22 protein-coding genes and 1 tRNA gene are annotated in these 25,523 nt (G+C 38.0%); 11 read left to right on the top strand and 12 right to left on the bottom strand.

The window, feature by feature from the left end:
- Positions 1-5 precede the first annotated feature (5 nt).
- Genes QA584_RS00860 through QA584_RS00840 form a run of 5 tightly spaced genes read right to left on the bottom strand, consistent with a single transcriptional unit; the run spans position 6 to position 3,690 of the window.
- Positions 6-1,028 carry a M42 family metallopeptidase gene (locus QA584_RS00860; protein WP_278272637.1) on the bottom strand — a complete coding sequence of 341 codons (1,023 nt, stop codon included), beginning with the start codon at positions 1,026-1,028 and terminating at the stop codon, positions 6-8.
- A gap of 15 nt (positions 1,029-1,043) precedes the next feature.
- On the bottom strand, positions 1,044-1,616 hold the full coding sequence (locus tag QA584_RS00855; protein WP_278272636.1) for a cyclase family protein: 573 nt from the start codon (positions 1,614-1,616) through the stop codon (positions 1,044-1,046).
- A 59-nt stretch (positions 1,617-1,675) separates the two neighbouring features.
- Entirely contained in the window at positions 1,676-2,437 is a 762-nt protein-coding gene (locus QA584_RS00850; protein ID WP_278272635.1) for an exodeoxyribonuclease III, read from the bottom strand.
- A 22-nt stretch (positions 2,438-2,459) separates the two neighbouring features.
- On the bottom strand, positions 2,460-3,119 hold the full coding sequence (locus QA584_RS00845) for an HAD family hydrolase (RefSeq protein ID WP_278272634.1): 660 nt from the start codon (positions 3,117-3,119) through the stop codon (positions 2,460-2,462).
- Between the two features lie 49 nt (positions 3,120-3,168).
- Complete coding sequence (locus QA584_RS00840) at positions 3,169-3,690, bottom strand: STM3941 family protein (RefSeq protein WP_278272633.1); 522 nt, start codon at positions 3,688-3,690, stop codon at positions 3,169-3,171.
- 291 nt (positions 3,691-3,981) lie between these two features.
- Between QA584_RS00840 and QA584_RS00835 the strand changes: the two genes are divergently transcribed.
- Positions 3,982-4,815, top strand: a complete 834-nt coding sequence (locus QA584_RS00835; protein ID WP_278272632.1) for an HAD family hydrolase — start codon at positions 3,982-3,984, stop codon at positions 4,813-4,815.
- 154 nt (positions 4,816-4,969) lie between these two features.
- Positions 4,970-6,217, top strand: a complete 1,248-nt coding sequence (locus tag QA584_RS00830; protein ID WP_278272631.1) for an MFS transporter — start codon at positions 4,970-4,972, stop codon at positions 6,215-6,217.
- Positions 6,218-6,688: 471 nt separating this feature from the next.
- Here the strand turns inward: QA584_RS00830 and QA584_RS00825 are convergent, their stop codons facing one another.
- A complete protein-coding gene (locus tag QA584_RS00825; RefSeq protein ID WP_278272630.1) occupies positions 6,689-7,255 on the bottom strand; it encodes a hypothetical protein in 567 nt (188 codons plus the stop codon).
- 821 nt (positions 7,256-8,076) lie between these two features.
- Between QA584_RS00825 and QA584_RS00820 the strand changes: the two genes are divergently transcribed.
- The 5 genes from QA584_RS00820 (at position 8,077) to QA584_RS00800 (ending at position 14,630) form a co-directional block, all read left to right on the top strand.
- Positions 8,077-9,876, top strand: a complete 1,800-nt coding sequence (locus QA584_RS00820) for an ABC transporter ATP-binding protein (RefSeq protein ID WP_278272629.1) — start codon at positions 8,077-8,079, stop codon at positions 9,874-9,876.
- Positions 9,876-11,672, top strand: coding sequence for an ATP-binding cassette domain-containing protein (locus QA584_RS00815; RefSeq protein WP_278272628.1), 1,797 nt, complete (start codon positions 9,876-9,878; stop codon positions 11,670-11,672). The genes QA584_RS00820 and QA584_RS00815 overlap by 1 nt, the downstream gene beginning before the upstream one ends.
- Before the next feature lie 286 nt (positions 11,673-11,958).
- Positions 11,959-12,029, top strand: a tRNA-Gly gene (locus QA584_RS00810).
- A gap of 160 nt (positions 12,030-12,189) precedes the next feature.
- Positions 12,190-12,825 (top strand): hypothetical protein, encoded by a 636-nt coding sequence (locus QA584_RS00805; protein WP_278272627.1) that lies wholly within the window; start codon positions 12,190-12,192, stop codon positions 12,823-12,825.
- A gap of 974 nt (positions 12,826-13,799) precedes the next feature.
- Positions 13,800-14,630, top strand: coding sequence for a hypothetical protein (locus QA584_RS00800; RefSeq protein ID WP_278272626.1), 831 nt, complete (start codon positions 13,800-13,802; stop codon positions 14,628-14,630).
- A gap of 177 nt (positions 14,631-14,807) precedes the next feature.
- Here the strand turns inward: QA584_RS00800 and QA584_RS00795 are convergent, their stop codons facing one another.
- From QA584_RS00795 to QA584_RS00775, 5 genes are all read right to left on the bottom strand, one after another.
- Entirely contained in the window at positions 14,808-15,728 is a 921-nt protein-coding gene (locus tag QA584_RS00795) for a LysR family transcriptional regulator (RefSeq protein ID WP_278272625.1), read from the bottom strand.
- A gap of 106 nt (positions 15,729-15,834) precedes the next feature.
- Positions 15,835-17,130 (bottom strand): SLC13 family permease, encoded by a 1,296-nt coding sequence (locus QA584_RS00790; RefSeq protein ID WP_278272624.1) that lies wholly within the window; start codon positions 17,128-17,130, stop codon positions 15,835-15,837.
- Positions 17,131-17,156: 26 nt separating this feature from the next.
- The gene (locus QA584_RS00785; RefSeq protein WP_278272623.1) at positions 17,157-17,462 is read right to left on the bottom strand and encodes a DUF4387 domain-containing protein; all 306 of its coding nucleotides are present in this window, start codon (positions 17,460-17,462) and stop codon (positions 17,157-17,159) included.
- Position 17,463: 1 nt separating this feature from the next.
- On the bottom strand, positions 17,464-18,834 hold the full coding sequence (locus QA584_RS00780) for an acyclic terpene utilization AtuA family protein (protein ID WP_278272622.1): 1,371 nt from the start codon (positions 18,832-18,834) through the stop codon (positions 17,464-17,466).
- A gap of 368 nt (positions 18,835-19,202) precedes the next feature.
- Positions 19,203-19,820, bottom strand: coding sequence for an HAD family hydrolase (locus QA584_RS00775; RefSeq protein WP_278272621.1), 618 nt, complete (start codon positions 19,818-19,820; stop codon positions 19,203-19,205).
- A 117-nt stretch (positions 19,821-19,937) separates the two neighbouring features.
- Between QA584_RS00775 and QA584_RS00770 the strand changes: the two genes are divergently transcribed.
- The gene (locus QA584_RS00770; RefSeq protein WP_278272620.1) at positions 19,938-20,834 is read left to right on the top strand and encodes an AraC family transcriptional regulator; all 897 of its coding nucleotides are present in this window, start codon (positions 19,938-19,940) and stop codon (positions 20,832-20,834) included.
- 1 nt (position 20,835) lies between these two features.
- On the opposite strand, the gene QA584_RS00765 is transcribed toward QA584_RS00770, so the two are convergent.
- A complete protein-coding gene (locus QA584_RS00765) occupies positions 20,836-21,249 on the bottom strand; it encodes a hypothetical protein (protein WP_278272619.1) in 414 nt (137 codons plus the stop codon).
- Positions 21,250-21,430: 181 nt separating this feature from the next.
- Between QA584_RS00765 and QA584_RS00760 the strand changes: the two genes are divergently transcribed.
- From QA584_RS00760 to QA584_RS00750, 3 genes are all read left to right on the top strand, one after another.
- Positions 21,431-22,045, top strand: coding sequence for a TetR/AcrR family transcriptional regulator (locus QA584_RS00760; RefSeq protein WP_278272618.1), 615 nt, complete (start codon positions 21,431-21,433; stop codon positions 22,043-22,045).
- Between the two features lie 468 nt (positions 22,046-22,513).
- Positions 22,514-23,797 carry a radical SAM/SPASM domain-containing protein gene (locus QA584_RS00755; RefSeq protein ID WP_278272617.1) on the top strand — a complete coding sequence of 428 codons (1,284 nt, stop codon included), beginning with the start codon at positions 22,514-22,516 and terminating at the stop codon, positions 23,795-23,797.
- A 42-nt stretch (positions 23,798-23,839) separates the two neighbouring features.
- Positions 23,840-25,423, top strand: coding sequence for an ABC transporter transmembrane domain-containing protein (locus QA584_RS00750; protein ID WP_278272616.1), 1,584 nt, complete (start codon positions 23,840-23,842; stop codon positions 25,421-25,423).
- Positions 25,424-25,523 lie beyond the last annotated feature (100 nt).

Below are 25,523 nucleotides of genomic sequence, written 5' to 3'. Positions count from 1 at the left end.
CTCTTTTAAATCACATAAACCTTCAAAAGCTTTAAGGTATTCATAAGCGAATCCCTATGGGTCCGCTCCATACCATGGGAAGCATGAATGCCCTGCCCTATTAATGCACCCTTAATGTTATGACCTCCCCGCATGGCTGCCGATACATCAGAACCGTAATGAGGGAAAACATCCACTGCATAATCAATTCCATTCTCTTTTGCCAGATTAATTAAGTCGGTCGTCAAATCATAATCATAGGGTCCGGAAGAATCTTTGGCGCAGATGGATACGGCATATTCCGTACCGTTTAAATCATCTCCTAAAGCACCCATATCCACCGCTATAAACTCTGTAATATCCTCTGGAATCCAGCTGGCACCAAAACCAACCTCTTCGTAATTGCTGATTAAGAGCTTTATGTTTCGCTTTGGTGTAAGCCCGTGCTCCGACATATCCTTAAGTAGACCAAGCAGTACGGCAACCGAAGCTTTATCATCCAAGTGCCTGGATTTAATGAAGCCTTTTTCTGTATATTCAAAATTAGCCAAAAAGCTGACATAATCTCCGCTGTTTATTCCCAGTTTTAGCACATCTTCTCGGTTCTTAACCACTTCATCAATACGGATTTCCATATTTCTTTCGGTACGGTCTAAGGTTCTGGCATCATCAAAGGTATGTACAGAGGGACTTTTTGATAAGATGGTACCGGTATAGACCTTACCTTCCCTTGTATGTATCTTGCAGTAACTGCCCTCGATACTCTGCATGGTATATCCGCCTACCATGGTAAACTTTAACATTCCTTCCCCTGATACCGAACGGACCATGGCACCTAACGTATCTACGTGAGCGGACAATCCTAACGTCTCACCGCCTAATCCTTTCACCTGAATGACCAGACCGCCCTTTTTGCTCATTTCACAGGCATATCCAAAACCCTCTGCCTCTTTTCTTACAAACTCCATGACTTCCCTGGTATAACCGGAGGGACTTGGTATATTAACCAGCGTCTCCAGGGTTTTAATGATATAATCCATTGTATCCATAATTAAACTCCTGTTCTATAACTCAATCAGCACTGCCCTGCAGGGAGCGCCGTCACTGCCGCCAAGCTTAACCGGTGCTGCGGATAACAGATAATTGCCCTCAGGTACGTCACCTAATCGGACACCTTCTAAGAGGACTACTTCCTTGGCCAGTAATTCCAGATGGACTTCTTTTGGTGCGTCTGCAGGTCCAAAACTCTGTCCTTCGATTCCAATCAGTTCCATGTTATATTCGTTCATCAGCTTTGCAAGTTCTAAGGTAACTACCACATCACCTTTTAATAACAGCCTTTTTTCACTATATTTTAGGACATCTCTCATTTGCGCTGCATCCGGCTGATGGGTAAATTCAACTACACTGCAATTGCCGATACATTTGCTTAAATCCAGCTCATCAATAGTTTTGCCGTCTTCATGGAAATGATAAGGGGCATCCACATGGGTTCCGTTATGGGTACACATATTAAGCACCGTAACATTGCAGGGAGCTCCTTCCTTGATTTGTAACTGGCGCAGGTAGGTCGGAGGCACATCTCCAGGATAAACAACACTGGTAAATAGCTCCTGTGTAATATCATATAGTTTCATAATAAAGCTCCTTTGTATTTGAGAATTGTTCTTCTAGTCAATAAATCCCAGGCAGCTGCTTATTCTCCCAAAGAGATGTCCAGTTCTACCGGACAGTGGTCACTTCCCAGGATATCTTTATGGATGATACTGTCTTTTATCTTCGATTTGATTTTTTCAGATACGATAAAATAATCAATCCGCCAGCCCACATTCTTTTCCCTGGCATGGAACATATAAGACCACCAGGTGTAAGCGCCGGTCTCCTCCGGATAAAGGAAACGGAAGGAATCCACAAAGCCGCTGTTTAAAAGCTCTGTCATCTTGCCCCTCTCTTCCTTGGAAAAACCCGCATTTCCGATATTGGATTTGGCATTTTTTAAATCAATCTCATTATGCGCCACATTTAAATCCCCGCATAAGATAACCGGTTTGACCTGTTCTAATTTCACCAGATAGTTGCGGAAGTCATCCTCCCACTCCATTCGGTAGTCAAGTCTTGCTAACTCTCTCTGGGCATTTGGCGTATATGCTGTTACCAGATAGAATTCTTCAAATTCCAGGGTAATGGACCTGCCTTCCTCATTGTGTTTTTCAAGCCCTAAATCATATGCTACGGATAAAGGCTCTATTCTTGTAAATATTGCGGTACCGGAATAACCTTTTTTAACTGCACTGTTCCAGTACTGAGTATATCCTTCCAAAGATAATTCCGACTGTTCTTTCTGCATCTTTGTTTCCTGTATGCAGAATACGTCCGCTTCCACCTGATGGAAGAAATCCAAAAATCCCTTATTAAGACAAGCCCTAAGTCCATTTACATTCCAGGATATCAATCTCATATACGGCTCCTCCCTGCCCGTACTAACGGGCGTCGTCCTTTAATAAAATTGTCTTTAGTTCCAAAATTGTTTCTGCAATTTGTCCTGCTCCAGCCTGGGTTAATTCCTCCCTGGTGCCATAACCATATAGCACACCAATGGAGTCAATTCCGTTCTCTTTGGCTCCTTCAATGTCATGGAACCTGTCCCCCACCATAACCACCTGTTCCAAATCGGTTATATGGTTCTTATGAAGTGCGTAACGGATCACATCCCCTTTTTTAGATCTGGTAGAGTCCATACTGGCACCGCAGATATCAGTAAAATACCCCTCCAAATGAAAGTATTCCAGTATCATTTTAGCGAACTTCTCCGGCTTGGAGGTAGCTAAAATCAGCGTTCTTCCTGCATTCTTAAGACTTTGCAGCAAGTCTTTCATACCTTCATATTCATAATTCTGGTACATACCCTTTACAGTAAAATACTCTCTATATAATTCAATTCCCCGGTCCGCTTCTGCTTCTGTGAATCCCCAGAAGTCCATAAAACCATACTTTAGCGGCGGTCCGATATGTTTTCGCAGGGTTTTTAAATCCTCTACTTCGATTCCCATATGGTGCAGGGCATATTGAATGGATTTTGTAATGCCCTCCTCCGGTTCTGTAACGGTACCATCCAGATCTAATAATATATACTGTTTCAAATCTTTATTCCTTTCTGCCTGTCAATTTAGCCTTGGTAGACATGAAGTCTTAATCGTATAAACTGCTGTAGTCATTGAGTCTCTTGTTAAGCAGGGTAAAGATATCCTCCAGCGACATATCCTTTGCCTTTTCCACATGAATGGTAAGGGGAGGGTGCTGATTATCTATATTACATTTGGCTATTTTCTGCTTTATGGGTGATAATTTATCCAGGAAGAGGGGTTCATCCTTGGGAATCACTCCGATTACTCTCTGCCCCATGTTGTTAATTATGCAAAACTTCTCAATATCCTGAAAGGGTATATACCCTATAGAACTGCGGTCAGAACTATCGATAATGCCGTCAAAGGTTATGGTCAGCAATGGCTTTCTCTGAAGAGCCCGCCCCAGATAAATGAGAAAACCGATACCGGAAATAATCATAGATAATAATCCGGTAATCCATAACAGCGTCTTTCGTTCCCGCATGCCGATAATCCATATAATAACCGATAGAATTAATAACAATAAACCGATTGACATTAGTTTTATCGTTTTCGATTGTCGTTCCTCGATTACAATCTTTTCCACAAAAAAACCTCCCTTATGTTTAAGGAACCCTACTATTTCAAATCATTGTATATTATTTTATATGTTAATGTAAAAAAAAGCAAGTGAACAAGCCATTATTTTTCAGATAAACTGCGGCTTTTGATTGCATTTTCCAGCTCGTATACCGGGCAGAATGCAGATTGGCCACACCTGTCTTTTCTTTCACATTGACGATATGATCCGTTATTAGTATACTAATCCTGAAACAGGTTAAAAAATGGACCGGCTTAATCCGCCTGTCATATCCAAAACCCGGGAAAGGTCACTCATATGAACACTTTATATATTTCTGATTTAGACGGCACCTTACTTGATCAAAATGCCGAAATCTCCCAATTCACGCTGAATGCTTTAAATGCCCTGATTAAGGAGGGCATGAATTTCACTGTTGCCACCGCCAGAAGTGCAGCCTCGGTTAACAGCATATTAAAAGACGTAATTCTACCTCTGCCCATCATCCTTATGAATGGGGTTTTAGTCTATGATTTTACTCTTAGGCGTTATCTCAATATTGAATATTTAGCCAAAGACAGCCTGTTATTTATACAGGGAATTTTAAAAGAATTCCAATTGACAGGATTTATGTATGAGATTATAGACCATAAACAGATGACTTATTATGAGGAACTAAGCAATCGTGCCCAAAAAGACTTTTATGAGGAACGGGTCAGAAAATACCATAAAGAATTTAAACAGGTATCGGATTTTTCCCTGGTAGCTCCAGAGCATATTATTTACTTTTCCATTTTAGATACCAGGGAACATTTAGACCGTGCCTGTGAGAAACTTAAAAACCGCTCAGATATTTCCTATGCTTATTATAAAGATGTCTATTCTGTGGAGGGGTTATGGTATCTTGAAATCTTCAGCGTAAATGCCACCAAGTACAATGCGGTTAACTATCTTAGGGAACATTATCATTTTGAAAGGGTGGTAGGCTTCGGTGATAATTTAAATGACCTGCCTTTATTTCAGGCATGTGAGGTTACCTGTGCGGTAAGCAATGCCAGAGAAGAAGTAAAAGCCGCGGCGGACCATATTTTAGATAGCAACACACAAGACGGTGTCGTAAAATGGCTGAAACGTAATTATCCCTTAGCTTAGGCGGAGGCTCTTAAATCATAATAAATAACTTGCCATATTCCTTAAAAGAAGGTAAACTGTATCTCGAGTTCATAACATACATAAAAAGCCTTACTTTAAGGGAATGGTTTTAAGATCCTCTTACCTTAGAAGTATATCCGCAGCAGGAGATAACATGGAGCGTTTAGCGAATCAGTTAACAATTAAATACGCCTTTTTACAAAGCACCTACTGGATCTGCCAGTGTGCTATCTATAGTTTTGCAGCAGTCTTTCTGCAATCCAAGAATTTTAATAACATGCAGATTGGCATTGTACTTGCACTGGCTGCCATTCTATCTATAATATTGCAGCCTGTAGTAGCTGCCTTTGCAGATAAAACAAAGAAAGTACCCCTCCGTTATATCGTCGCGGTACTGATGGTTATGGTTTATCTGCTGGTTATACTTTTATATCTATTGCCGAATTCCTTTTTATTGACAGCGGTAATCTATGTAATAGTTGGCGCTATATCATTTACCTTAAATCCTCTTTTTAATTCCCTGGCTCTGGAATACTTAAATCGTGGAATACCTATGAATTATGGTCTGGCAAGAGGTATGGGTTCCATCGCCTTTGCCATTATGTCTTACCTGCTCGGCAATTTGGTAAACCGGTTTGGAGCAGGAATCATCCCTGTCATGTTTATCGGGACTTACTGTTTTGCAATTCTCTCGGCTTTCTTATTTAAAATAGAGCTGCCGGAAACCATGGTTTCCACCGACCTAAATCCTGGTTCTGGCATATCCGTTACCAGCGGGAGGGAACCGTTCAAAGAGACTGCACCCACTGGTATTTTAACTTTTTTTATAAAGTACAAGAAGTTTTCTTTCTTTTTGATTGGTGTGTCCATGATTTTTTATTCACACAGCCTGATTAATACTTACTTAATCAATATAATGAAGCAGGTTGGGGGCGGAAGTACGGATATGGGAATCTCCCTCTCCATAGCAGCGACCTTAGAACTGCCGGCCATGGCAGGATTCATATATATTATAAGAAAAATATCCAGCAATAAACTGGTCATGGTAGCAGCATTTTTCTTCTTTATCAAGGCTTTTATTACCTGGCTGGCCCCAAATGTACTCATGATCCACGTCTCCCAGGCCTGTCAGATGCTGTCCTATGCCATTTTTACTCCTGCTTCGGTTTATTATGTGAATTCTATCGTAGAAGATCACGATAAGGTGAAGGGTCAGGCCATGCTGGGAGTAGCAACCTTGGGAATCGCCGGTTCCATTGCCAATATAACCGGTGGTAAAATTCTGGATACCTTTGGAGTTTCAGATATGCTGCTCCTGGGCACCCTGGTTACTGCCCTTGGATTTGTTATTGTAATGTTTTCAACAGAGAAGCCAAGGGAAAAAGCCAAGGGCATGAGTTAGCTGATTCCTGCTTTTTTCCTTATACGCTTTGTAACTATTATAAAAGCCTGATCCTATATTTCCCTTCCTTTTTAGGAAACTAATTAAAGTTTCTGTTGATTTTGGAAGTAAAATATAAGGTCAGGCCTTTTTCATATTGTATCTTATTAATAAAGCTTTGTAATGCTTTTATTTAAAGTTCTAAGCCAATAATCAGGTACTTCATCTGATTATTGAATCGTTTTTATCTAGCTTTTATTTCGCTTTATTTAGCTTTTATCTTTTTATTTAGTTTTTATCTAGTTTTTATCTAGTTTTTATTTAGCTTTTATCTAGCTTTTACTTAGCTTTTACTTAGCTTTTTCTAGTTTTTACCCAGCTTTTGTCTAGTTTTTATCTAGTTTTTATCCATCTTTTACCTAGTATTTACCTGGTTTTTACCAGTTAATAAATTTGGGTATTATAAATTTTTTTCCTGTACTTTTCCTTCGATTAACGTACTTTCTTTACGCTTGCCGGTACGGAAACAACATTCTGGATCGGTTTCCATACAAATAACGCAATGGTAAAGTCAACCATGCTGTGAATGATGGTTCCCACACCCACAAGACCGATTACGGTTGCTAAATAGCCCTTATCATAATAAGTACTTGGCATCGCTGTTCCCCAATAAAAGAAAGTTACTACCCCTACCTCAAACACCGCATGGATTAGGGATACAAATAAACCGAATAAAACAGTGCTTTTTGTTGTACTGAGTAAATTCCCATATTTCTTAAGGATAAATCCACCAACAGTTGCAAATACGATATGACTAAAAGCACGCAGTACAATTACAAGAGGAAAGCCGGCAATTAAGAATCCAAACCCGCTGATGATTGCCACTGCAATTGCTACAAAGGGTGAGATGAACATGGCAATGAAGATCGGCACATGACTTGCCAGGGTGTAAGATGCCGGTGGAATCACAATCTTGGGTGCATACATGGGAATTAATATCCCGATTGCACTAAGTAAGGCTGCAATCGTCATTGTTTGTAATTTGTAGTTCCGATTCATAAAATCCTCCTGACTTTCGTTTGAAGTTAAGTGGAACAGCTTTTTTACCGTTTTGATTTTTTGTATACTTGTCTGTCTTGTCACCTGTAATGTCAAATGTATTTTAGCTTATATGAACCCAAAAGTCAAGTGTAAATCCTTGTATCTTTCAGACAGAAATACCCGGAGCCCCTCCTGGTATTTTTAGTAAACTTTAACAAACATCATTTATTTTATTATTATAACTTGCAAAACCGAATGATAAATGGTAACTTTATACAGTAGAAAAAATTAAAAAAGGAGGTCAGGCAAAATGATTATTTTAATAAGAAACACAAATCAACAAAATATTACCCGCATGACCGGCCTATATAAGGATATGACGCAGATTATAACATATATGCAGATAGCCCCAGGTTGTGCTTAACCTGGGGTTTTTTTATGTCAAAAAACCATAAGCCGGATTGTTTTTATATCTGGGAGCCACAGGTGTTTTCCGCCTGTGGCTTTTTTATCGAATAAGAAAGTGCTCCTATTCGATAAAAAACCCTCCGGGAGGATGCACATGACGCGCCAAGGAATTTGTCACTATCGTGACAGCGCATCAGCGCCAGAGTCTGGCGAGCCAGACTCTTTGTTCCTCGAATAAGAAAGTGCTCCTATTCGATAAAAAACCCTCCGGGAGGATGCACATGACGCGCCAAGGAATTTGTCACTATCGTGACAGCGCATCAGCGCCAGAGTCTGGCGAGCCAGACTCTTTGTTCCTGCCTGACAGGTCAGATAGCTATTATTTTTAACTTACTATTTATGCCGCCCCTTGGTGGCGGAATGGAGATTTTATGAAAAAGTATATAAAAAATTACACTGGTTTATTAACCAAATATTTAAAGAACTGTAAATTGCAATTACTATTCTTAAGCCTGATTATGGGTGCAAGCATAATAATCCAGTTGCTTAACCCACAAATAGTCCGGTATTTTATTGATGGAATAGAGAAACAGAAACCAATGGATACCCTGTTTATTGCTGCAGTATTATTTATCCTATCTGCATTAATCCAGCAGGTCCTGGCTGTGGGGTCTACCTTTTTCAGCCAGAACATCGGCTGGAGGGCAACCAATTCCCTCCGGCTTGACTTAGTAAAGCATTGTCTGAGTCTTGATATGACTTTTTTTAAGGAACACCAGTCCGGGGAGATTGTAGAACGGATCGATGGTGACGTAACCGCCTTATTTAACTTTTTTTCCAAACTCTTTGTAAGTTTTATTAACAATATTCTTTTAATGGGCGGTATTATTCTCATCCTGACTATCCAAAGCCCGGTAGTGGGAGTCTTCTTTTTCCTCTTTCTGCTTTTTTCCCTGGCGGTTATGTGGAAAACTCAGGGTGGTGCAGTTGATAACTTTGGGAAAGAGCGGGAGCTCAATGCCCGGTTTTATGGATTTTTAGGGGAACATCTAGGCAGTACCGAGGATATTCAGACCAACGGTGCCAGACCTTATGTTATGGAGCGTTTCTACCACCTGCTAAGAAAATGGCTGCCCGTACAGTTAAAAGCCTTCCTGTCCGGTTACAAAATCTGGATTACTTTAGAAGGTGTCTTCGGAGCAGGTAATGTCATGATCTTTGCCTTGGGGGGATATTTGTGGTATACAAGAAGGATCTCTATTGGTATGGTTTACCTTATGATTAACTACATCCAGCTGTTGGAAAAACCTCTGGAACAATTAAGGGAACAACTGCTGGATATCCAAAAGGCATCTGCCAGTATCCTTCGTATGGAGGAGTTATTCCAGATAAAATCAAAAATTGAAACAACAGAGGCTTTAGATACCAGCAAAGAACCTGAAGTATCCCTAGTATCCTCCTGCCACTCTCCGGTAAATGCATATAAACAATCTGATACTGCACTAAGCCTTAAGCAGGTGTCATTTGAATATGAAGATAACTTACCGGTTTTAACTAACATATCCTTTTCCCTTCAAACGGGTAAAATCCTTGGAATCCTTGGTCATACCGGCTGTGGAAAATCCACCCTGGCAAGGCTTATCGTAAGATTCTATGACCCGGGAGCCGGCAGTATTTATCTGAATAACAAACCATTAAAAAGCATCAGTCAGGAGGAATTAAGAAACCAAATTGCCTATGTGACCCAGGAGGTACAGTTATTCCATGCCAGTGTACGGGATAACATTACATTTTTTAATACCGCAATTGATGATTCTCTGATTACCCGAACGATTTATGAAATGGGTTTAAAAGACTGGTATGAGAATTTAAGTGATGGTCTTGATACCCTGATACAGTCCGGGGGAGGAATGTCCTCCGGCGAAGCACAGCTCTTAACCTTAGTACGGCTATTTTTAAAGAATCCAAAATTAGTGATACTGGATGAAGCTTCAGCAAGACTTGACCCTATAACGGAACGGCTGGTGGACCAGGCTCTTAATAAACTTATGGAAGGCAGGGCCTGCATCATTATTGCCCACAGACTTAAAACCGTAGAACAGGCTGATGATATTTTGATTTTAGAAAGGGGCGCTATGCTAGAATACGGGAAACGGGAACACCTGTTACAAAAGGCAGATTCCAAACTAAATGAATTACTACGATACGGTATCGAGGAGGTGCTGGTTTAATGGAAACAAATACTCTTCATGACGGTACGGACAACTCAGCTAAGCTTAAGAAAATCTCTGTCCTGCCTTTGTTTTGGAAAATGATGACTTATAAATCAGGATTATATACTCTAAACTGCTTTCTTTGGGCATTGATTCATGTGGAACCCCTTATATTGGGTCTTATCTTTAATCATTTTTTTAATATCTTAATTCCAGGGGAACAATTTACCCTGAATCTGCTAAGTATTATTGCAGTAACAATAGCCTATGCCGCCGGCAGAATGATAAACATTCATTTCGGCGCTATGGCGGATAATACTCACCGTTTTATCATGAGTGGGCTGCTAAGAAGAAATATGTTTGAAGGTATCTTAAAAAAGCCCGGGGCGAATTCCATGCCCTGTTCCCAGGGGGAAGCCTTAAACTGCTTCCGGGATGATGCCGGAACCATTGAGAATTCCATCAGCTGGACTCTGGACTTTATAGGAAATGTAGTGTTTGTAATTGTTGCAGTTACTATAATGGTTAGCATTAATGCCAGAATAACCCTGTTTGTATTTACCCCTTTAGTAGCAGTGGTAGCCCTCGTCCAGATGCTTCGCTCCAAACTCCTGAAATACAGAGAGGCTTCCAGAGAAGCCACGGGACTGGTAACCGGTGCCATGGGTGAAATATTCTCAGCCGTCCAGGCCATCAAAGTAGCCGGAGAAGAAGAAAACGTAACCCGCCACCTGGAAGAACTAAACCGGAAACGTCACAAAATGATGTTAAAAGACACTTTGCTGACCCAGACCCTTTACTCTGTCTTTTACAATACCGTAAGTATTGGAACCGGTTTTATACTTTTACTTGCGGCAGGCTCTATGAAAAGTGGAGCCATGACAGTGGGCGAATTGTCCCTCTTTATCTATTATCTGAATTTTATATCTGATTTTACCAGTTTTTTTGGGAGCTTTATTGCCAATAACAGACAGGCAAAGATATCATTTCTTCGGATTGCAGAATTAATGCAGGAGGATACCCCTGACAAAGCGGTAGCACATAAGGAACTTTATCTGAAAACAAAACCTCAGCAAAGTGCTGCAAATCAGGCATTTGAGAGGAATGAACTAAATGAGTTATCCGTAGAGGGGCTGACATATAAATATGAATCTTCCGGTAATGGTATAGAAGATATTCATTTTAATTTAAAGAACGGTTCGTTTACGGTCATTACCGGACGGATTGGCTCCGGTAAATCCACCTTATTAAAAGTACTTCTAGGATTATTGCCCGCTGAAAAAGGCAGTATTAAGTGGAACGGCAAACCGGTAACGGATTCCGAATTCTTCGTAACGCCCCATTGTGCCTACACTCCCCAGATACCTAACCTGTTCAGTGACAGCATTAAAAATAATATCCTGTTCGGATTAAAGGAAGAGGAAGTTGACCTGGAGGCTTCCCTTTACTCGGCGGTTTTGGAGACGGATCTAACGGAACTGGAAAACGGACTGGAAACCGTAATCGGTCCCAAAGGCGTAAAACTCTCCGGCGGACAGATACAAAGAGTTGCCGTAGCCCGAATGTTTGCCAGAACAGCGGAACTTCTGGTCTTTGATGATATCTCCAGTGCTCTGGACGTGGAAACGGAAAATAAATTATGGAGCAGGTTATTTCATAACCGCCCTGCTGCCTGCCTTGTAGTATCCAACCGTAGAGGTGCACTAAAACAGGCAGACCAGATCATTGTTATGAAGGAGGGCCGGATTGCGGCAGTGGGTAAATTAGAGGAATTGTTGATAAGTTGTAATGAAATGAAAGAGATTTGGGGATAAAGCGGAACGCTTCTAAATCTGGCAGAGTGCAGTTTTTATATAGTATTTACCGGGTTTTTCCCCGTAAATACTATACTAAAATTCAAGCGGTTAGGATAAGAGATTAAAGAGGGCTGGGCGGTTCTTAAGTTAGAACAGTCTATGGTTGGGCCCAATGGCGCGACAGATCAACATTGGATATGGAAGCTATAAATTTAAAATTATTGAAAAATTATATTGTAAATGGAATAAATTAGCTATATAATATACAAGTATGGATATAAATTTCATATGTGGAAGTAATCCTGCGGATATGGTTCAGTGGTAGAATGCGAGCTTCCCAAGCTTGAGATGCGGGTTCGATTCCCGTTATCCGCTTAGATGAAATGTATGGGAAACCTTTAATATATGGGTTTCCCCTTTTTTGTTTAAGTCAAAACAAAAACTAAAGAAGCTCTGTAAAAAATTGTGTTAATATAATTATTCTGTTATAATTTACTTAACTAACCGTGCTATCTGTTTCATTAAGGAGATAGAAGTGAAGAAAATTATTATAGCACTATCAGCATTATTATTAGTAGTAATGTTTTTTGGTACATACGCAAATAGTGTAGAAGAAAAATATGTGCCCTTAAAATGTGTCGATATCAATGAACTTTCCACTTTACCTTATGAAGATACCTATAGCTTTCAAGAAGTTCTTACAGATATGCAGCATAACAATCTAATAAGTAAAGAAAAAATTAATCAATTTAAAGCTGACAATAGTCAACCTTCTTCACAATCAAATCAAGATATACGTTATGCAATATGTTATATGGAAGCATATACTTTTAATAAAGATAAATTTCTTGGCTCCAATACTTATGAATTGCAACCAAGAATATATTTAGGATTACTTTATGATGATAGTACTTTTGCTCCAGCTAAAATAGTTTCTTTGGATTCGCCTTTTATTTTTACTAAAACTGGTGATCAGTGTATATTTATAGGTGATATTTTTTATAAACTTGAATCTGGAAATCGTATTTTTGTGGGGATTCATGGAGATGTTTATAAAACAGCTAAGGAAGTAAAGAAAAGTTCATCCATTTCCTATAGTACAAGAGCTAAAGATTATTTAAAAAATATAGCATTTGATAGAAATTATTATTCAGCTGAATTGAAGCCTTGAGCATCTTTTATTCTTCCCGCGTGATTCCATAAGTTTTAAGAATCACGCTTTTCCTGTTATCCTTTGTAGAATCATTAAGAGCATCAGCCCAAAAGCTAATGCTTTTTTTATGTGTCATATAAGTAGGCAATAGTCGCCAGGATGGGTGAAAGTAAGACTATGAAATAAAGAATTAAGTCGCTGTATTATCTGGGATTGAACGTTATCACAATTAGGCACTGGCGAATCACTGGCAGGTATCGTCAAGTATGATTCTCTACTGCTATCTGTCGACTACTAATTTGGCTCTTAAAAGGCGGTCGTATAGAATGATTCATTCCGATATAGGTGAAGTATATACTTTTATAGTTTCTATATATTATACATACTATTGTTTTTATGATATGCTTTGTTTGGACATAATTAATTAGTTAACTCAAACTTCGAGGTAAATAAACTAAAAACACTTGATAAAATCATCCCAAAATCTGAATTGAAAGCATGATTATGCCATGTTTCATAAGTGCTTTATTCTGAGTCTGAAAATTCACTTATGACTTTTTCAGGTGGTTCAGACTCAAAATGCACACTGTTTGACGAGCATCGCAAGGAGTTTGTGCTTTTTTGGGTCTTGCTTTACCGCATAAAAAATTAGTGAATTCTAGGCTCAGAATCCTAAGCTTATGAAACATAGCCTAATCAATACTTTCTAGGTTAACTAGGTGCTGATTTTACCAAGTATACAACTACATAAACAACTACGAAGTTTGAATAGTTAATTTATAAAGTCTTTATGATGATTTTTTTAATCCATAGAAAGCCTTTTCCGTTTGCGGTTCTGCAAATTGTATAGGTAGGATTAAGATGTGGCAATACCAGCCTTTAAGACTTTACACTACAAAAAACAAATCTTTAGTCCATGTATTGATAATTCATAAAACTTAATAGAAAGGAAAATATGATATATAGCTCTATAAATATCATATAAGGAAAATATGCAGGCTCAGATTGTACTTACCCCTACAGAATCAAAAAAGCTGATCTCACATGCGGTATTACAGCTTCCCATCGTGCAGAACGCTCTGAAAGAGGGAATTCTTGTATTGCATCCCAGCAGCAGTACCTACTTTATGTATGAAGAACTGGTAGGAAAACCTCCGGAAGGGTTGTGGGTGTGTGGAGTGATTGCTCCCAGCGGTCTTACAGGTTCTCGTGAAGCATCAGAAATGATACTGGCGAGAGGACCTGGGGCACATGATCCCCGTAAGGTATCAAGACAAGCATGGTTTTTCCATCAGGGTGTGCTGCAGGATGCCGCTGCTTTGGGTGATATCCTCAATCAAATGGGAGAAAATGATGTCTACATCAAAGGAGTGAATGCCGTGGATGCCCAGGGAAATGTGGGAGTGTTATTCGCGAATCCGGCGGGTGGCGGCGGAACGATCGGCCGTGTATTGACGGCACAGCGGCAAAAGAATTTTCATATCCTTTTTCCGGTCGGATATGAAAAGCTGATCCCCGGTTCAATGAAAGAGGTGTGCCATTATGTCAACCGTAAAGCAGAGCTGTCCATGGGCTTGCCTTGTGGGGTCTTTCCAGTGGATGGTCAAAAAATAGACGAAATAGATGCCATAGACATTCTTTTCGGCGCAAAAGCTCAAATTATTTCAGCTGGAGGATTAGGAGGGGCAGAGGGTTCCGTGGTTATTGCCATTGATGGAGAAGAAGAGAAGGTACAAAAGGCTTTTCAATATGCTCAAACCCTTAAGGATGCAAAGCTTCCGGTTCTGAAAGTTAGCGAAATCAACAAATGGCCATCGGAATAAATTTTCTGGCACTGCGTTAAATACATAGGTTAATAGTTGTATTAATACGATACGATGGGGCTGTTGCAAAATATAGGTTATAGAACCTAGGTTGGTTTACTTTACCGTGAGGTTGTCCCCTAGGTTCCAGAACTTGGGATAATACAGGAATCTAGTGATGGCAGCAATTGCAAACTCTTATGACAGGTTAATTGTACTGATATATCTTTGAATGGTATCGATTACAGTTCTGGCAGCTGGTGAAATACGACGGTTTGGTGCATAAGCAAGTACCAGTTCTCTATTTAGCCGCGGATTTCCAACAGACAATAATTCGGGCAGAGATTTAACTTCCGATAAATTCAAAAAAGTATCGATGAGAATTGTTGCACCAACACCGGTGCAGGATAAATGAAACGCAGTTACCGCGCTGCTGGTTTCTAGTATGATATGAGGGGAATAGCCTGCGTCCTGAAAGAGGGAATCTGCTATTTGCCTCATTTTTTGCCCGTATTTTAACAAAATGAAGGGCTCCTCTTCCAGTTCGCGGATATCAATCCATAGATGTTTCGCTCCTTCTGCAGGACGGGCTTTTTGAAGGATTGGATTATCTGGGGACACGGCAATGACGATTTCTTCATCATATAATTTTATATAATCCAGCGCATGTTCTTTAAAGGGATAATTGACTATGATAAAATCAAGTTCACCTTCCAGAACCATATTTTCTAGTTCCTCTGAGATGGCTTCTGTGATTTTAATCTGGATATCCGGATGTTCCTTAAGTAACAAAGGAAAAAGCTTAGGGAGTATGTAAGAACCTCTGGTAACAGTAATGCCTATTCTTACCAGGCTGTTTTTGAATCTAGCCATATGCTTTAACTGATACTGGAGGTCATTGTTTAATTGCACGATTTTCTGTGCATAGTCGATGTACACTTTGCCCTCTTGTGTCAGTGTCAGCTTTCTGTCTTCGAAGAAGGTTATATTCAGACGTTTTTCCAGATTTCTGATATAGATACTTAGGGACGGCTGGGAAATAAAAAGAGCTTTAGCAGCCTTAGAATAGCTTCCATGATTTATAATGGAAAGTATATAAGTATATTCTCTGATATCCATTGTAAATATTCCTCCTTTTGTTTATTATACCACGGAGAGAGCAGGAGATTCAAATACAAACAGCTTTGAGAGATGAATAAATCAAAGCTGTTTGTATTATTTCTTGTTAAAGCACCCCAATGATTGCCCCGAAGATAATTAAAGCGGCACAAAAGAGTAAGGATTTAACAAAGCTATATTTGAAGGCTTCTTTATATTCAAGGCCAAACATACCTAAGCCAAAATAAACGGAAGCACTCGTCATACATAAACCGACACCCATATTATGACCAATTGCAATTGCAAGAGCGGACTGAGTAGGTGTAATACCATAGGCTTGTCCCATAGCTGAGATTACTGGAAGGATACCGTAATTCAAAGTGTCAGGGTCAAATACCAGGGACAGAGGAACCGCAAGAATTCCCATGATAATATGGATAAACGGACCTAATGCCTTGGGGATAACTCCAACAATAGCCTTTGCCATGGCATTCACCATACCGGTATCAGTGATGACGCCAAGGAGCATACCGGCACCAATGATGGTAATGATCATTGGAAGTACATTTTTGGCATGAGCCTTAATACGTGCACTCTGTGCTTTTTCTCCACCTTTTCCGTAATTGACCGGAAGTGCAAGACCGATTCCCATCAGGAACGGGATAAACGCAGGGATACCGATAAAGAGCATGACAAGTATCATTACAGTGAGGAGCAAATTAAACCAGAATAGCTTTGGACGGCGCAATTCAAGCTCTTCCTGTGAAAGCTCACGTAAACTTACACGTACATCCGGCTGATATACAAAGTAACCTTTTCTTACTTCCTGCCTGGAAATAAGAAAACAGGCGACATATACCAGGAGGATACCAAATATCTGGACCGGAAGAACGGTCTTCCATAAGGTTACCGCATCACTTCCAACGACGGTGGCTGCACGGCCGATGGGACCGCCCCAGGGTAAAAAGTTCATGACCCCAATACACATGGTGACAATAAAACTAAAAGGCATCACACGGATTTTTAAACCTTTCACAATGGGAAGGAATGCAGGGACGGTAATTAACAGGGTTGCAACACCGGAGCCGTCTAAATGAGCGATCATGGCAACGCTTGAGGCGATAGCCAGAACACTGAAAACATTGGGTTTTATCCTCTTGGATAGCATTGATATAGGGCGGTCAAAAAGCCCTACATCATTCATTATGCCAAAATAGGTAATGGATCCAACGAATAAAGCGGCGGTGGGTAATACCTGAATAATTCCTTTCGCCAGCATTGTCATTGAGCCGGACACACCGCTTCCGACAATAAGTGCAGCGATTAGCGGTAAGGTTGAGAATACAGTGATGGGAAGACAATTAAATTTGACTAAAGCTACAATTAAAATACCAATCATTATAAAGCCTACAATTGCTAACATGATATCTTCTCCTTTGTTATTGATATCTAAAGTTCAAAGTCTAGAATTTGTACATATTGCTGTCCCGAATGCATATCACGTTCGTATTCAGATCCTTGGGGGGTTGATCTGGGAATGGATATTTTCACTGTTTTTAAATCCGGCAGATAAAAAAGTTTCGTATCCTTCTCGGAGACATTATATAATTTTGAAATTGCCTGCGGGGTTAATTTTGTCGAATCTACTATCATTTGATACGCCTCTTGTGTCTCACAGAAAATATCAATGGTGATCCAAAAAGGACCGGCATTTTTGGATCGTACATAGGAAGCGGTATTTGCTATTGTTGACATACTATTTTACCTCCTGTCTGTGAACATCATTCATTTCCATCCGAACAAGCTCCAGTGGATTATCAACTTCAACGACATGATACAGCGTGAACTTATAAAGTTTGCCTCTTTCAATCTCTGCAGGAGAAAAAGGAAATGCAAAGGTAGGAAGCTGCTTATCCTTATGTACCGGGAAGTGAAGCAGATAGGGATTGAAAACTTTAGCAACCTTTGTTGCCAGTTCCTGTGATTTTGCTGTTACAGACAGCAGTAATCCAATTTCATTTGGGATATAGTCCTCCGGTACAGCACCTCCATATACAGCATTCCAGCCATAAGGTTTTAATGAGTAGGTATAGGTTGCAGGATCAAAACCGAGCTTGAGCAGTTTCTTTTCGGTATACTCTCTCAGGGATGAAATCCATGCTTCCGGATTTTTCATGATATCTCTGTCTCGAATGCCAACAAGTGATATGGTCTGATATCCTGCAGGAGCGGCTCCTTCCAGCTTCATGGTATAGGGGGTTTTTTTAAGCTTTGTATTCTTAACATAAACCTTTCCGTTATCAAGCTGTTCATAGACTGACTGTGTTGTGTCAATCACAACACCGGGTTCGACCAGATAAAAGGGATCGGAATTCTCATATAGAAGATGCGCTGATACGGAATATACAGAACAGCTGCTATCGGGTGCAGTAGCCTCAACTAAAAAGCCTGATTCATCCACCGTAAGAAAGACACCGCCTCCAGCAGGGTTGGTTGTACAGATACAGCCGCATTCGGCTGTTTTGGCCGCATGCCAGGCAGCTGCTTCATTACAGCCTTTTAGAATCGGCATTGCTGCTATTACCGCTGTATCGGTGGCCCTTCCGCATAAAACAATGTCGGCACCGGCCTTTAATGCCTCAATAAAAGGTTCGACTCCGGATAAAGCAACGATGTTGGAACATTCCTCGAATAGGGTCTCATTTATTTCAGGTGCAGCAGATAATGGCTTGATTTTTCCGGCCTGATACTTTTCCTTTAGAACCTGAGGGGATTGTTGGGTATAAATTTTTGCAATTTTAGCAGAGATACCTTCTTCTGTACAGATTTCTTTGCAGATTTCCTCCAGTTCGTCAACACAGGCATCCACTCCACAGGTACCGCAGGTACCTATGGTAATGGGGATGGGTTGCTTATTTGCGGCAATTATCAGCATCCTCATATCATTTTTTACTGCTTCTTTTGCGTACTTCGCCTTTCCTGTTCCCAAATAATAGGGACCGGAATCTGTGGAACCCGCATCTGCAGATATAATGTCTGGGCCCAGTTCCATGCCTCTGGCAAAAGCCTCATCTGTGATTCCTGTACCAAGTGCACCAAAAGGCACAAAAACTTTACAAATATTCATAAAAATAAAGTTCCTTTCAATAAAAATTAGTATAATATGTATAATAGCATCCTATCTAATATAAGTAAAATATATAAATGCAATAGTAATATAGATATAAGCTATAAAGTAAAAAAGGTATACCGAAGCACCTAATAAGCTTGACGGTATACCTTTTTATATTTTATTCTCATATCTCTATCCCGGTTTATATTTTTATCTTTTATATCCCAGTAACATATATTTGAAGATGGCTTTACAACCTTCGGATCAGGAGCCCATATTTTTATTCCTTGAATAGTCATTTTTATAATTTATACCCATATATATCCTAGGCTGGTCTGTGATACAGCCACATATAAGAATGTGTGAAAGATTAATTGAAGATGTTATACCAAAGCCAGTACATCATCAATAGAGTTAAAGATCATTTTTGCTTCCTCACAAACAACACCTGCACCGTTCCAGGTCACTAACCCTGACACGATACCCGCATTATTTGCACATTGAATATCACTTGGCATATCGCCTATATATATGCATTCTGTTTTACTTGCTCCCACTAATTCCATATATTTGTATAATGGTTCCGGCTCCGGCTTATGCTGTGCGGTATCTTCTTCTAAAATAACCTTATCAAATATAGTTTCAAACCCAAATCCTGAAAAGAAGTCAGCATACTCCTTCTTTGACCGTGATGAGACAGCTCCGACAGAACAGCCCTTCTCTTTCAAATGCAGAAGCATTTCCTTAGTTCCCTCAAAATAGCCGGTTTCCTTCGCATGTTTCGAGTAGTTAACCTGCCATTTGTTTGTGTAATCGTTATCAACAATAACACCTAACTTCTTTAATCCTATTTCTGTCGTCACTCCTAAAACACATCTAATTTCGTCAATCAAATAAGTGTATCCATATTCGTTCAGGGTTTGCTGCCATGTCTTTAAAATGGCCTGCTCCGTATCAATTAAGGTCCCATCTAAGTCAAAAATAAAATATTTCAATGCCATATTCTCACCTATCCTTTCCGTCTTATCATTTTATAATTATAACGCATATTTTTGCTTGATTCTTTCTAATATACGCCATAAACTATAATTATAACGACAATCTGCAAGGAGTAACGTATGCTTTCAACAACCTATGATATTTCCCTGAATGAACAGAAAGAAGAAACGATCGAACGAGGAACCGTTTTCTTTCCATGTTCCGCATATACTGGTGATATTCATCAATATGTCACAAAAAATCTGCCGTCACACTGGCATCGTGAAATGGAACTATTTGTTCTTGACGAAGGCAAAGTCCGCATCACAACAGTGAATGGAGAGTTTGAACTTCATTCTGGCGATGGTTACTTTGTGAATTCCAATGTTCTTCATGGAATCTATGCCTTGACCGAAAGGCCATGCCGTTTTCATTCCATTGTATTTGATCCGGTCATTATAGCCGGTGCACCCGGCAGTGCTTTTGATCTGTTGTACGTCCGGCCTTTTATAGAACATGCTTCTCCAATAAGGGCCCTGTATCAAGGCAATCGTGATTCCAGCTCAGATATCTTTTTATTATTTGAAAATGCCTACCAGGCTTGTGCCATGGAACAAGAAGGTTACGAATTCATTGTTAGAGAATCTTTATCACACATCCTTCTTACCTTGAAAAGCAATCAAAATTACTTACAGACACCCCACAATTCACAGCAGGAATTACGATTAAAGGATATGCTCACATGGTTAGAGCTTCATTATTCTGATTCCATTACAGTTACACAACTGGCCGATTCTGCCGGAATAAGTGTTAGAGAATGTCAACGCTCGTTCTCTGCCACTTTACATACTACTCCGATGAACTACTTAATGAATTATCGAATTGCCGCTGCTGCCAAACTGCTTCGCACTACTAATTTACCAATCACTGAAATAGCGATACACTGTGGGTTTGGAAGCCCCAGCTATTTCACCAAACAGTTTAAAGCCATTATTGGTAAAAGTCCTCGAAACTATCGTTTTAACAAAAGTACGTAACTTATTTCGTTACCTTAATAGATTTACATAGTAAAATTGTACCCCAGATACCGCCTAGAAGCAAAACCTCAAAAATTCCCATAACATGTATAATATAGCCTAAAGAAAAATCCAGTAATAAGGAAATGAGATGGTTAAGTCCTAACAGCCAGCAAAGAACAGTGGATTGGATGGTTAGTATTTTCATATATTCCAGGTTCTCTTTTATGAGTGCCACAATAATTGCTGTGATAATACCTATGTTCCATAAGGCTATTTCGCGCTGCCAGCCCATATTATTTCCCCAGCTTGTAAATTGCCCGCTTAAGTTTGGTATAAAGAATTGCCAGATAAATGCGCCTCCGCAAGCAAGAAGCATGAAGGTGAGATAAAATTTATAGTGCTTCATTGTAATACCTGTTCTGTTTTTTTTCATAGTAACCTAACTCCCTTCTATTTGCCTATTCAAGTATAAACATGAAACTAATTTCATATTTCATATCATATTCTTTTCGGTGGTGGTTGTCAATATAATATGAAATATTTTTCACATTTATTGATAACTCCTTATTTTTATTATATAATAAGGTTATAAAACTAAGGCAGGTGGAAGTAATATGGCAAAACTGGAAATCAGGGAACCAAGGCAAAAGCGTTCAATTGAGAAAAAACAACGTATTATAAGAACAAGTTACAAGCTTTTTTGTGATAAAGGTTACTACAAAACCAATACAGCGGAAATTGCCAAAGAGGCTGGTATTTCAACGGGTATCGTATATAGTTATTTTCAAGATAAAAAAGACATCCTCTTAGAAGTTGTCAAGTCCTATCTTGCTTCTCTTTCTGAGCAGTTCCTGCCCTTGTTTGACAACCCGATAAGCCAGGATAATCTGTCTGACATGATAAAAAACTTAATTGACATTGTCATTTCATCCCATGTAATGAATGTGGAAGCCCATAATGAGTTTATGGCATTGTCTCTGCTTGAAAAAGATATATATATTTTATTTCATGATTTTGAAGATTCTATATTAACAAAGCTTTATGAATTATTGACGGCTGGGGGATTTTCTAAAACCAATCTGCTCGAAAAAATAAGAATTAGTTATGGTATCGTGGAACAGGTAAGCCATGATTCTATTCATAATGCAAGACCGCAAGAAGAATTGGATTCGGCAAAAACCCTTGCTATTCGTATAATTGTAATGTTATTCCATGATATAAATGAATAGTTTTCAATTTTTTATATGTATTATTTTCTTTACATGGATCCTGAAATCTTGGGTTTATAGAAACTCTACTTCTTTTTTATTTCATTTACTTGCTTTCTAAAAATTATGGTTAAGTTTGGATTTTATTAGATTTTGTCAGCGAATTACAGTGTCAATTCAACCGTAGAATCAATTGGTAAATTTTGTATAAATATGGTTGCTCATGTCCATTATATGGTATATAATTCCAATATAGTGTTTCGTACACTATACATATTTAATCTTACCAAGAGAGGAGGTAGTATAATGATTAAATTCTCAGTCATTCAAAAACCTGTCAGAAAAGAAAAGGCACAGGGTAATTGCTGCAATGGTTCAGTAGTAACAAAACCCAGATAGTTGACAATTTATTAAGTTAACAAAAAAATTATAAGGGGATCATTTTTTAGCAAATGATTCCCTTATAATTAACCAATGAGGGGAAATTATATGGAATATAAATATTCAAGATATAATGTTGTAGTAAAAGATGAGGATGGGTTTTTCCTGCATAACACCAAATCCGGTTACATGGTACAAATGGACAAAATGAATTATGAAACCTTTAGCGAGTTAAATAAAGTTACAGATAATGAGACCCTTGAAACATTTAAAAATATGGGTTTTATCGTTTATAGTGATACTGACGAGGTTGAAGAGCTATATTTTAATAACATGCGAATGAAATATGATAGTACGAAACTGCATGTCACTGTGCAGACAACTAATATGTGCAATTTTTCCTGCCCCTATTGCTATCAGGACCATATCCCTGCTACATTCGATCAAAATAGTCAGGAAATATTTATTAAATTTATCGATAACTCAATTAGCAGAGGAATAAACAATATCAGAATACATTGGTTTGGCGGTGAACCTACATTAAATGTTGACTGTATATTAAATATCGAAAAATATTTAACTAAGTTACAAGCTAATAATAATGGCTTAGAAATAAGTAATTATATTACAACCAATGGATACTCTCTTGATGCTAACCTATACAAAAATTTTACTGAATATACAAATATAAAGGATATACAGATAACGATTGACGGACCAGAAGAAATACATAATTTAACCCGAATAACCCATAGTAAAGAAGGTACCTACTCAAGAATCATAAACAATATAGTGTCCTGCTTAAAAATTGATAGTGATATAACTTTTACTATAAGAATTAATTTGAATACAAATAATGTTAATTATATTTCCGAATATCTAACTGAAATGGAAAAGCATGGTATCTTAACAAATGATAGAGTTGACTTTAGCTTTCAGCAGACCCATGATTTTAATCATGAAAAATCTGATTTATATTTTAAAAATAAAAATGATTATGCAAAGAGTTTGATTCAAGTATATAAAACAATCATCAATAAAGGGTTAGGTATTCCAAGATATTCGAGTATGAAATATTGTAACTGCTTATTTGATTGTATAAATACTTTTTTAATATCACCGGATATGAAATTATATCATTGCTCTGCTACATCCGGAACTAATTGTGTCGGAAAAATATCTGAAGATGGAGAAATGGTTTTATATAGCAATTACTATTCAAAAATAAATAGGAACATCTTTGAAAAAGAGAAATGCAAAGAATGCAAATATCTCCCCATATGTTTTGGGGGGTGTTATAATCTGGAGACTTTAGGAGATGACGAATGTATTCCGGAAAAATATCAGTACAATGAGTTAATCCGTTTGTATGGATACGAAAGTACGATATAAATCGTTGGGTAATGGCTTACAACAGGGAGGAAAGATTAATAAATGTATGATTCTTTAAAACCATATACAAAAAGTATGAAAAGAACTTTTTTGTTCCTTTTCATAACACATTTAGTTGGTAAAATAATGATGTTATATTTTCCCTTAGCTACTGAAATGTTAGTTGATCATATAATCATAACGCAGAAATTGAATTTAATAATCTTATGGGGAGTAATTTCAATTTTTATCGCCATATTAGTGTATGGTTTCAATTTCTATTTTATTGAATATTTGGGTGATAAGTGCTGTACGATACTAGCTAATGATATTAGAAAGAAATTAATTAGTAAAATATTAAATATGTCATCCGGCGCTTTTAATAAACTTGATAAGGGAATGGTTTTTAACACCGCTATATCTGAAACAAATATTGCCGCTGTTGCATTTTTTAATAATAAAATTTTGTTATCTACAACAATAATTCAAACAGCCATATACATTATTGTGCTTGGAGTTGTTAATCTTCAAATCGCTATTATTACAATTATGATAATACCCATATTCATTATATTCTCGAAATTAAATCAGCAGGATTTTAACAAATCAATTGAAAAAGAAAGAAATGATATAGATAATGTTGTGAAATGCTTTAATAATATTGTAGATAATAAAAAAGCCATTACAATGATAAAAAAAGAAAACTTTTTTTTAAACAGATTTTCTGTAATACTGGATAAATGGGGAGGTACGAGAATTAGATATAATTTCTTTTATACTTTTTTAAAAATTTTGCCAAGATTACTGGATCAATCAACACTAATATTATTATATTGTATCGGTGCTGTTATGGTTATGTATAATAAAATCAGCTTTGGCGAATTAATCATGATGTCGCAGATTATAGTATTTTTGTTTCAGGAAATTACTTCCATCGTGTCCGTACGTATTGATTTAAAAAATGCTAAGCCACTTTTTAATCGCATTAATTATATACTAAAATTTGAAAGTTCGGAAGAGAATGATTATAAATATGGAAATCAATTAGAACTATCTGACACTGAAGTATATGTTGAGGATAATAAATTGTTTTATGTTGATAATTTCGTAATAAAAACCCCAAATTTATATTTAATTAATGCAGAAAACGGATGCGGTAAATCCTACTTTATGAATTGTATTATGGGGTTTTCATCCGGAATAAGATCCGGTAAAAATCAAAACATTGTACCAACTACTGAGAATATCGGAATGATGGCTAAAACAGACTTATTTATTGAAGATAAAGTGATTAACAATATTTTTATAGATGAAGATCCGGATGATAGTTTTATAAAAGAGATGATTGAAATTTTTAATATGGATTTTTTAAATAAAATCATCACATTATCTCCTATAAATCTTTCCTTAGGACAACAGCAGAAAATTTCTTTGTGTCGATTTTTTTGGTTTAACCGAAATAAAGAATATTGGATATTAGATGAACCCTTAGTTAATCTTGATATGGAATGTATAACAAATGTTATAAAATATATTAAGAACCAGTCAATCGAAAAGAAAATTATAGTTATTAGTCACGATGAGTATTTTGAAAATATTTCAAATGAAAGATATGTTATAAAAAATAAACTATTAATGAAATACTAGCTAATATGATTCGAGTGTCAAAAGTCTCTCAACGTGTATTTTATGAATATCATGTGCAAAATTGACCTTTTGGTACTCGAATTAAATATACTAATAGGAA

The organism is Anaerocolumna sp. AGMB13025 (assembly GCF_029689925.1).
Lineage (GTDB): Bacteria > Bacillota > Clostridia > Lachnospirales > Lachnospiraceae > Anaerocolumna.
The sequence above is the reverse complement of the archived record's forward strand: the minus strand, read 5'-3'. Positions and strand labels throughout refer to the sequence as shown.

Coding starts and splice junctions, on each gene's coding strand:
- QA584_RS00860 (WP_278272637.1), bottom strand. CDS start 1,028: ATGGATACAATGGATTATATCATTAAAACCCTGGAGACGCTGGTTAAT.
- QA584_RS00855 (WP_278272636.1), bottom strand. CDS start 1,616: ATGAAACTATATGATATTACACAGGAGCTATTTACCAGTGTTGTTTAT.
- QA584_RS00850 (WP_278272635.1), bottom strand. CDS start 2,437: ATGAGATTGATATCCTGGAATGTAAATGGACTTAGGGCTTGTCTTAAT.
- QA584_RS00835 (WP_278272632.1), top strand. CDS start 3,982: ATGAACACTTTATATATTTCTGATTTAGACGGCACCTTACTTGATCAA.
- QA584_RS00830 (WP_278272631.1), top strand. CDS start 4,970: ATGGAGCGTTTAGCGAATCAGTTAACAATTAAATACGCCTTTTTACAA.
- QA584_RS00825 (WP_278272630.1), bottom strand. CDS start 7,255: ATGAATCGGAACTACAAATTACAAACAATGACGATTGCAGCCTTACTT.
- QA584_RS00820 (WP_278272629.1), top strand. CDS start 8,077: ATGAAAAAGTATATAAAAAATTACACTGGTTTATTAACCAAATATTTA.
- QA584_RS00815 (WP_278272628.1), top strand. CDS start 9,876: ATGGAAACAAATACTCTTCATGACGGTACGGACAACTCAGCTAAGCTT.
- QA584_RS00800 (WP_278272626.1), top strand. CDS start 13,800: ATGCAGGCTCAGATTGTACTTACCCCTACAGAATCAAAAAAGCTGATC.
- QA584_RS00795 (WP_278272625.1), bottom strand. CDS start 15,728: ATGGATATCAGAGAATATACTTATATACTTTCCATTATAAATCATGGA.
- QA584_RS00790 (WP_278272624.1), bottom strand. CDS start 17,130: ATGTTAGCAATTGTAGGCTTTATAATGATTGGTATTTTAATTGTAGCT.
- QA584_RS00785 (WP_278272623.1), bottom strand. CDS start 17,462: ATGTCAACAATAGCAAATACCGCTTCCTATGTACGATCCAAAAATGCC.
- QA584_RS00780 (WP_278272622.1), bottom strand. CDS start 18,834: ATGAATATTTGTAAAGTTTTTGTGCCTTTTGGTGCACTTGGTACAGGA.
- QA584_RS00775 (WP_278272621.1), bottom strand. CDS start 19,820: ATGGCATTGAAATATTTTATTTTTGACTTAGATGGGACCTTAATTGAT.
- QA584_RS00770 (WP_278272620.1), top strand. CDS start 19,938: ATGCTTTCAACAACCTATGATATTTCCCTGAATGAACAGAAAGAAGAA.
- QA584_RS00765 (WP_278272619.1), bottom strand. CDS start 21,249: ATGAAAAAAAACAGAACAGGTATTACAATGAAGCACTATAAATTTTAT.
- QA584_RS00760 (WP_278272618.1), top strand. CDS start 21,431: ATGGCAAAACTGGAAATCAGGGAACCAAGGCAAAAGCGTTCAATTGAG.
- QA584_RS00755 (WP_278272617.1), top strand. CDS start 22,514: ATGGAATATAAATATTCAAGATATAATGTTGTAGTAAAAGATGAGGAT.
- QA584_RS00750 (WP_278272616.1), top strand. CDS start 23,840: ATGTATGATTCTTTAAAACCATATACAAAAAGTATGAAAAGAACTTTT.